General features: G+C 67.0%; 7 protein-coding genes. 1 reads left to right on the top strand and 6 read right to left on the bottom strand.

Going from position 1 to position 8606, the window contains the following annotated elements; translation table 11 throughout:
- Positions 1 to 4: 4 nt before the first annotated feature.
- Complete coding sequence (locus tag VGL40_04095; GenBank protein ID HEY3314445.1) at positions 5 to 1630, top strand: CPBP family intramembrane glutamic endopeptidase; 1626 nt, start codon at positions 5 to 7, stop codon at positions 1628 to 1630.
- 78 nt (positions 1631 to 1708) lie between these two features.
- On the opposite strand, the gene VGL40_04100 is transcribed toward VGL40_04095, so the two are convergent.
- The 6 genes from VGL40_04100 to VGL40_04125 are packed head-to-tail and all read right to left on the bottom strand — an operon-like array spanning position 1709 to position 8575.
- The gene (locus VGL40_04100; protein HEY3314446.1) at positions 1709 to 2374 is read right to left on the bottom strand and encodes an MBL fold metallo-hydrolase; all 666 of its coding nucleotides are present in this window, start codon (positions 2372 to 2374) and stop codon (positions 1709 to 1711) included.
- Positions 2375 to 2389: 15 nt separating this feature from the next.
- The gene (gene dtd, locus VGL40_04105) at positions 2390 to 2839 is read right to left on the bottom strand and encodes a D-aminoacyl-tRNA deacylase (protein HEY3314447.1); all 450 of its coding nucleotides are present in this window, start codon (positions 2837 to 2839) and stop codon (positions 2390 to 2392) included.
- Positions 2840 to 2884: 45 nt separating this feature from the next.
- The gene (locus VGL40_04110) at positions 2885 to 5065 is read right to left on the bottom strand and encodes a bifunctional (p)ppGpp synthetase/guanosine-3',5'-bis(diphosphate) 3'-pyrophosphohydrolase (protein HEY3314448.1); all 2181 of its coding nucleotides are present in this window, start codon (positions 5063 to 5065) and stop codon (positions 2885 to 2887) included.
- 29 nt (positions 5066 to 5094) lie between these two features.
- The gene (locus tag VGL40_04115) at positions 5095 to 5631 is read right to left on the bottom strand and encodes an adenine phosphoribosyltransferase (protein ID HEY3314449.1); all 537 of its coding nucleotides are present in this window, start codon (positions 5629 to 5631) and stop codon (positions 5095 to 5097) included.
- Positions 5628 to 8228 carry a single-stranded-DNA-specific exonuclease RecJ gene (gene recJ, locus VGL40_04120; protein ID HEY3314450.1) on the bottom strand — a complete coding sequence of 867 codons (2601 nt, stop codon included), beginning with the start codon at positions 8226 to 8228 and terminating at the stop codon, positions 5628 to 5630. The genes VGL40_04115 and recJ overlap by 4 nt, the downstream gene beginning before the upstream one ends.
- A complete protein-coding gene (locus VGL40_04125; GenBank protein HEY3314451.1) occupies positions 8225 to 8575 on the bottom strand; it encodes a LapA family protein in 351 nt (116 codons plus the stop codon). The genes recJ and VGL40_04125 overlap by 4 nt, the downstream gene beginning before the upstream one ends.
- Positions 8576 to 8606: the final 31 nt, after the last annotated feature.

Here is an 8606-nt window from a genome sequence, read left to right on the forward strand (position 1 = left end):
AGTCATGGCCGAAGATAACGGCCGGAACCTCTTGCCCCTGCCCCGAAACCCCATCGCCCGGACGCCCATGTCGCCGTCCGGCCCGTCGGGATCGTCGGACGAATCCGACTCCGGGTCAGGCGGACCCGGCCGCCAGAAGCCGACTGCGTCGCCGCACGACTTCGAGGCCCGGCCGCATCGGAGCGATGCCCATCGGACCCGTAATCCGGTGCACTTCATCCTCCTCCTCGGCCTCGGCGCCCTCATCGCCGGCGCCCTCGCTCTGGGACTGTTCTTCATCAGCCCGTCCAGCATCGGGCTTCTCCGCGAGGAGTACGTCGGCCAGGAGGTCCTCTCCTTCCAGCGGGTCGTCGTCGACGACCCGTACCTGAAGATCGACGTCAAGGACGGGCAACTGGTGCCGACCTACCGTGGCCCGCGGGTGACCGGTGTGGTCATCCTGGGCAACGGCCTCTATCGGCTGGTCCCCCCGCCTGAACAGGCCGACGTCCTCTCGGCCACGCTGGCGTCGGGAAACCTGCAGGACTCGTTCACCGCTATTTACCTGCCCCTGACCTACCAGGAACTCGAAGAGATGAAGGACCGCTCGTCGGCCAAGCCGACCGATTCGCCGCCGTCCCTCGAACGGGCCAGGACCATCGTCTCCGACCTGAAGCGCGAACTCAGGCTGGTCGGGATCTTCGGGGTCAATCGTGAGTTCCAGTCGGGGGCCGAGTCCGAGGCCATCCAGATCTTCGGCGATCAATTCGGCCGGGTCCGGATGTACCTGGGGCGCCAGGTCACCCTGAACTTCCCCTCGTCCGGCCTCCGTTTCAGCTTCCCCAACCTGTACTCGGGCACGGGCATGTTCTTCCTGGTCTATGCCCAGCCTAAGGTCCTCCCCATCTCCGTGCTGCTGCTGGCGGTGATGGTCGGCTTCCTCGGGGCGATGGTCTACGTCCTGACCGTGGACTCCAATCCGGCCTACACCCATCGCTCGATCATCGAGCGTGAGGCGGAACTTCGCGACTGGCCGCCGCGGGCGTCCCTCTATGCCGCCGGGATCATTTCCTTCTACCTCATCCTGGCCGCGCTGGTCGGAGCCTACCTGCCCGGCCGGATCATCGGGACCCTGGCCGACCTCGTCGTGGCCGGGTTCATCCTCCGCCTCTTTCTGCGGGCCAAGGTCACCTGGAAGCGCCTCGGCCTGCGTCGCGAGGAACTGACCCGCAGCCTGCTGGTGGGCGGGGCGGTTGGGTTCCTGACGGTCAGCGCCGGGGCGCTCTCCTTCCCCGCCGGGCTGCAGCACCTCAGTCCCCTCGGGCTCGTCCGCCAGTTCTACTGGTCTTTCCTGGTGATCGGCCTGGCCCGAACGGTGATCTTCCACGCCTACTTGCAGACCTGGCTGCAGAACCGCCACGGACGGGTGCGCGGGCTCGTAGCCACTGCCTTTCTCGTCGGGATCCTCTTTTCCCTGCCGGCCGCCCTGATTCGCGGGACGGCCATCCTCCCGGCGCTCCTCGAGAACGTCGTCGTCGTCCCGGCGATGACCGCCCTTAACGGCTTTCTCTTCCAGCGGACCGGCAACGTCTTCGGGCCGGCCCTCTCCCGCGCCCTGGTCGATTTCCTCCCGGCCTTCTTCCGATACTAGGCCGGGCGGCTCAGATCGGGCGGCTCAGCCCCCCACGGCATTGACACGGCCGGCCTTCATCGGGCCGGCCGTTTCGCGTCACATCAGGAACGGGTTCGACGCCCTCTCCTCACCGATCGTCGTCGCCGGGCCGTGGCCCGGGTAGACCTCGGTGTCGTCATCGAAGACGAGGAGCTTCTCCTTGATCGATCTGATCAGGTCGTCGAAGGAACCCCCGGGGAAATCCGTCCGTCCGACCGAGCCGGCGAAGAGGGTGTCGCCGCTGAAGATGACCGGCCCCTCACAGGCGTCCGGCCGACCGGCCGGGTTGGTCGAGTCGTCCCGAACGACCAGGCAGATGCCGCCCGGGGTGTGGCCCGGCGTGTGCAGGACGGTCAGGGCCAGGGTTCCGACCCGGATCTCCTCGCCGTCCTCGAGCAGCCGGTCGGCCGGTGGGCCGAAGAGCGACAAGCCCGCCCACGACGAGAGGTTCATCGTCGGCTGGGTCAGGAAAGCCGCCTCGCTCCGGTGGACCATCAGCGAGGCCCCGGTCTCCTGCCTCACCTGGCCGTTGGCGGCGATGTGGTCGGCATGCCCGTGGGTGTTGATGATCACTGAGACGGTCAGCCCCAACCTTCTCACGGCCTCGAGGATGTCACGGGCGTCGGCGCCGGGGTCGACGACCGCGGCCGCCGAGGCGCCCTCCCCGGCGACGATGTAGCAATTGGCCATCATCGGCCCGACGGTCATAGTCTCGATGAGCATTCGATCACCCTTCGCCTAGAAGAGCCGGTCGCTGTCCACCAGGATGGTGACCGGCCCATCGTTCTCTATCTCCACCAGCATCTCGGCGCCGAACTCACCGGTGGCGACGATGATCCCCATCGCCCGGAGGGCCTCGACGTAGGCCCGGTACAGCGGTTCGGCCTTCTCAGGCCGGGCCGCGGCGGAAAAGCCGGGGCGCCGGCCGTTGCGGACGTCCCCGAACAGGGTGAACTGGGAGATGGCCAGGACCTCGCCCTTCACTTCGAGCAGGGAGAGGTTCATCTTGCCCTCCTCGTCCTCGAAGATTCGCAGGTTGGCGGTCTTATCGGCCATGTAGGCGGCGGCCTTGGCCTCGTCTTCCGGCCCGACCCCGACGAGCACGACAAGACCCCGCCCGATCCGCCCGATCTCGCGCCCGCCCACGGTGACCCGGCCCGACTTGGCCCGTTGGATTACCGCTCTCACTCGCTCACCACCTCGATCGACGACGTCAGCGCCGGATCGCCCGCCTCACTTGGGCTTGTCACGGACGACCCGCGACACGCTGAAGACGTCGCGGACCCTGGCCAGGCGCTGGAAGACGTAACGCAATTGGTCGAGGTTGCGTATCTCCAGGACGAGGTCGATGATGCCGACCCGGTTGCGGTCGGCCCTGGCGTTGGCGGCCAGGATGTTGGTCCGGGTGTCGGCGATGGAGTTGAGGATGTCGGCCATCAGCCCCGGCCGGTCGACCCCGGTGATCTCGACCTCGACGGCGAAGGTCGACGGCTGCTCGGTATCCCACCCCACCTCGATCAACCGTTCCTTCTCGTCGGAGTAGTGGGTGACGTTGGGGCAGTCCGCCCGGTGGATGGAAACGCCCCGCCCGCGGGTGATGTAGCCGACGATCAGGTCGCCCGGAATGGGGTTGCAGCAACGGGAGAAACGGACGAGGACGTTGTCCTCACCCTTGACCCTGACCCCCATCGTCGGCTTCGGCTTGCGGACCGGGGCCGTGGTCGGAAACCCCAGCTCCGCCAAGTCGACGATGGGCTTGGCCTTCTTTTCCTGGTCGTACTGTTCCCTCAGCTTTCCAACCACATACTGCGGGGTGATCCCGCCGTAGCCCACGCCCGCCCACAGGTCATCCTCACCGGTGTACCCGAACTTCTGCAGGACGGGGTCCAGCCATTCGTCCTTGAGCAGGTCAGACCGCTGCAGGCCGAGCCGCTCGATCTCCTTCTCCACCTGGTCCCGGCCGCGAACCACGTACTCGTCGCGGCGCTCGCGCTTGAACCACTGGCGGATCTTATTCTTGGCGCCCGTGGCGACGACCATGTCAAGCCAGTCTTCGCTGGGCCCGGCTCCCTGCTTGGCGGTGAGGATCTCGACGATGTCGCCGTTCTTCAGCTTATAGGTCAGGGGGACGATCTTCCCGCTGACTTTCGCGCCGATGCAGCGATGCCCGACGTCGGTATGAATCTGATAAGCGAAATCGAGCGGTCCGGCCCCGGCCGGCAGCTCGATGACGTCGCCCTTGGGGGTGAAGACGAAGACCTCGTCGGCGAAGAGGTCGGACTTCAACCCTTCCATGAACTCCTGGGGATCGGTCAGCTGACGCTGGCCCTCCAGGCGCTCGCGGAGCAAGGCCAGCTTGTCCTCGAACTCGGCGTCGGCCCGGCCGCCTTCCTTGTAGCGCCAGTGGGCGGCGATCCCATACTCGGCCGTCCGGTGCATGTCCCAGGTTCTGATCTGGATCTCCACCGGCTCGCCCTCGGGGCCGATGACCGTCGTGTGCAGCGACTGGTACATGTTGTTCTTGGGGACGGCGATAAAGTCTTTGAACCGGCCCGGGATGGGCTTCCACATCGTGTGGATGATCCCCAGGGCCGAGTAGCAATCCTGGTCCGACTCGACCAGGACGCGGACGGCGATCAGGTCGTAGATCTCGCCGAAGTCGCGCCCCTGGACGTACATTTTCCGGTAGATGCTGTAGAAGTGCTTGGCCCGGCCCTGGATGTCGGCCTTGACGCCGGCGGCCGACAGCTTCTCGGTGAGGATGCCGATGAACCGGCTGATATAATCCTCGCGCTCGATCCGCTTCTTCTGGACCTTCTGGGCCAGGTCGTGGTAGACTTCCGGCTCCAGGTAGCGCAGGGCGAGGTCCTCGAGCTCGGTCTTGATCTGGAAGATCCCCAGCCGATGGGCCAGCGGGGCGAAGATCTCCAGGGTCTCGTGGGCGGTCGCCTTCTGCCGCTCGGGCGGCAGGTGCTTCAGGGTCCGCATGTTGTGGAGGCGGTCGGCCAGGCGGATCATCAGGACCCGGATGTCCCGGTCGATAGCCAGGAACATCTTGCGAAGGTTCTGGATCTGCTCCTCCTCGTGCGAGCGGAGCTCGATCTTGCTGAGCTTGGTGACCCCATCGACGAGTTGGGCGATCTCCGGGCCGAACTTGGCCTGCAACTCGGCAAGGGAAACGCCGGTATCCTCGACGACATCGTGGAGGAGGCCGGCGGCCAGGGTGACAACGTCGAGTTGGAGCTCGGCCAAGATGGCCGCGACGGCCAGGGGATGCTCGACGAAGGGCTCTCCGGAAACGCGAAATTGCCCCTGGTGGGCCTTCTTCGCAAAGGCGTAGGCCTCTTCCAGGAGCTTCAGGTCGGCTTGTGAGTTGTAACCCTGGACCTTGGTCTTCAGCTCTTCGAGCGTCATATTTGGGATTAGGTTCTGGTCGAGGCCCTTCAAACGGGATACTGGATCAAGCTTACGACGTCAAAGCCCGGGAACTTGGCCCGTCCCCGGAGGTCGGTCAGTTCGATCAGGAAAGCCAGCCCGACGATGTTTCCGTCGAGTTGCTTGACCAGGTCGACGCTGGCGGAGATAGTGCCCCCCGTGGCCAGCAGGTCATCGACGACGAGGACCCGCTCCCCCGGCTGAATGGCGTCGAGATGAACCTCCAGGGTGTCCCGGCCGTATTCGAGGGCGTATTCACCCTTGTAAGTCGCTCCGGGCAGCTTGCCGGCCTTGCGCACCGGCACGAAGCCGACCCCCAACTCATAGGCCAGGGCCGCGCCGATGATGAAGCCGCGGGCTTCCGGGCCGACGACCACGTCGGGCTTGGCCGGCCGGCAGGCGTCCGCCAGGGCCTTGATCGACTGGTGCCAGGCCTTGCCGTCCTTGACCAGGGTGGTGATGTCCTTGAAACTAATGCCCTTCTTCGGGAAGTCGGGAACGATCCGGATCAGCTTCTTGAGGGCTTCGGCGTCGATCGGCGTCATCCAACTGCTCCCCTCTCTTCTGGGCCTGGGCTCGCTTTGGCCAGGCTAAAGGCCGGTCCGAGAAGAGCCAGGGCCTCGGCCGACAGCGCCTCAAGGCTGAAGGCGGCGAAGGCTTCCCTGGCCAGGCGTCCGCGGCGGTAGGCCGGGCTGGACTCCAGGTCCAACTTCGCCTTGACCGCCGGTTTGGACAAAATGAGTGATTCCTCGTTCGCCGCCATTATCCTCTCCAGGAGACCAAGTTCTTCAAAGATGTGCAGCCCCACCATCAGCCGGGCCCGGTCCCAAGGACCCCTGGTCAGTCGGGTGACCCGCCCGATCGCCACGGCGACCCCGTAGGGGGCCGCCTCGCGGAGGGTCCGGTAGAGCTCGACCAGGGCCCCGCGATCCGGGGCCTGTCGGGCCAGGATGACCTCAGTCAGCCTGATGTCGGCCGGACCATAGAGCAGATGGACCTCGGCCTCCGACGGGTCCGTGGCGGCCAGGGCGCGGGCCAACTCGTCCAGGTCGGCCGGGCCGGTCGGCGGGTGATAGAGGACCAAGGCGGCCCGACGCCCCGGGGTGGCCGGCCCCCGGCCGCCGCCACCGGCGAGCGGGCGTCCGCCAACCAGGTAGCGCCTCTCGGTGGGCAACCCGAAGGCGGATAGCCGACCATCGAGAGAACCGGCCGTCCAGTCGTTGTTCACGGCGATCAAGGCCACGTCGACTCGCGCCAGGATCTCGATGAGGGCGGCCAACCGGTCGGGGGCGGCCCTCCGGTCTTCGAGCCGGGTGACCACGACGCGAGGCACCGGCCGAGCGACCGCCAACGGTGGGTCCGCCACGGCCGACCCGGCGGCCGACCCGGCGGCCGGCCCGGCGGCCGGCCCGGCGGCCGGCCCCGTCGCGCGGAGGCCCCGGACGACCAATTGCAGCCGCTCACGCCCGTTCCACTCGTTCATCTCCGGGCTGAAAAGGATATCCTGCGGACCCCGGCGGGCCTCCTCGACGGCCGAGCCCAGGTTGAAGGCGATGGCCTCGAGATCCCGTTGTTCCTGTCTCAGCTTCATCCGCAGGTGGGTGGAGTCCTGGCCGACGCAGCGGGCCTCGACAGTCTCGACTCCCCGGGCGACCATCAGGGGGGGCGGGTTTCCGGCCCCGAACGGGGCGAAACGTTGCAGCGCATGGGCCAACCGATGGTCGACGGCGGCGATCGGGAGTTCGGCGTCGACGTCGACCCGCGGGCGCAGGTCCCGTCCTTCGCCCAGGTGGGCGACGGATTCGATGAAGGTCTCGCGGAAGGACGCCACTCCGTCGGCGGGCAGGGTCAGGCCGGCCGCCAACTCATGACCACCGAACCTGGTCAAGGCCTCCCCGCAAGCCTTCAGGGCTTGAAAGACATCGATCCCAGGGATGCTCCGGGCCGAGCCCCGGGCCTGACCGTCAGGCTGCTCGGCCAGGAGGGCCACCGGTCGGTGGTACTCTTCCACCAGCTTGGAGGCGACGATCCCGACCACGCCGACGTGCCATGACGGCGAGGAGAGGACGATGGCCGGTCGCTCGACGGCCGCCGGGTCGGCCTCCAGGCGGCGGCGGGCCTCGTCAAGGATGGCCGCCTCGATCTGTTGCCTGGAACGGTTCTCGGCGTCGAGGCGGGCGGCCCGGGCGCAGGCATCCGGCCAGTCCCCCGAGAGGAGGAGGGCCACCGCCTCGCCGGCGTCGCCAATGCGGCCGATGGCGTTGATCCGCGGGGCGAGGCCGAAGGCCACGGCTTCGGCGGTGATTGGTCGGGTACTGAGCCCGGCCACGTCAGCCAGGGCCCGCAGCCCGAGCCGACCGCCCTGCCTGATCAGGGGAAGGCCGGCCCTGACCATCGCTCGGTTCTCCCCCAACAGGGGGACGACATCGGCAACCGTGCCCAGGGTTACCAAATCAAGGTATTCCCCCGGATCCGGACGCCCATACCGCCTGGCCAGGGCGACGGCAAGCTTGTAAGCCACGCCGACGCCGGCCAGACCCTTGAAGGGATAGGAACAGTCCGACCGCTTCGGGTCGACCACGGAGACTGCCGCGGGCAGGGTCCCCAGGGGTTCGTGGTGATCGGTGATGACCAGGTCCAAACCAATGGCGGCGGCCTGACGGGCCTCCTCGAGGGAGGTCACTCCGCAGTCGACGCTGACCACCAGGCCGATCCCCTGGTCCCGGGCCTCGGCCAGAGCCGCCGGGTTCAGGCCGTATCCTTCGTCGAGTCGGCTTGGAATGTAAAAGTCGACGTCGGCCGCCAGCCCGCGTAGGAACGAAAGCAGCAACGCGGTACTGGTGACCCCGTCGGCATCGTAGTCCCCGTAGATCCTAATCCTCTCTTTGTCCTCGACGGCCCGTTGGATCCGGTCAACGGCCTGAGCCATCCCGGCCAACATCAGGGGGTCGTGGGCTTCCTCGAGGCCAGCGGAGAGGAACTGCTTGGCCTCTTCGAGTTCGTGGAACCCTCGGTTGAGCAAGACCTGTACGGCAGCGGGCGGGAGATCGAGTTCCCGGGACCATAGTTCCTGTCGGTCCGGATCGGCCTCGGCGACCTCCCAGACGGCCCCGGCCAGGCTCCTCCGGACCGCCGGGCTCATCGGGCCACTGTTCCCCCGGCCGTCTTCTCGACCTTGCCGGTCCCGGTCTCCTTGCATTGCGCCAGCTCTTCCTGCAGCTTGCGTTGGTTCTCCTGGGCGGCCTTCAGTTCGCCCTGAAGCCGGCGCAGCCGCCCCTGGACCTCCCAGACCTTGATGTTCCCCCGGACCGTCCGACTTAGCAGGAGGAGCAGGACGAAGGCGGCTCCCACCCCGGTGGCGATCAGGGCCACATGGGAGACGAAGGTGTGGAAGCGCCAACCCATGAAGACAATGTCCACCGGGTTGACGTTCTGAATGGAGAAGACCAGCACGCCAAGGGCGAAGAGCAAGACCAGGAAAACGACCACCGACCGGCACCCCGCTTTCTGTAATGGCTAG

Source organism: Bacillota bacterium (assembly GCA_036504675.1).
Classification (GTDB): Bacteria; Bacillota; Sulfobacillia; order JAJYWN01; family JAJZPE01; genus DASXUT01.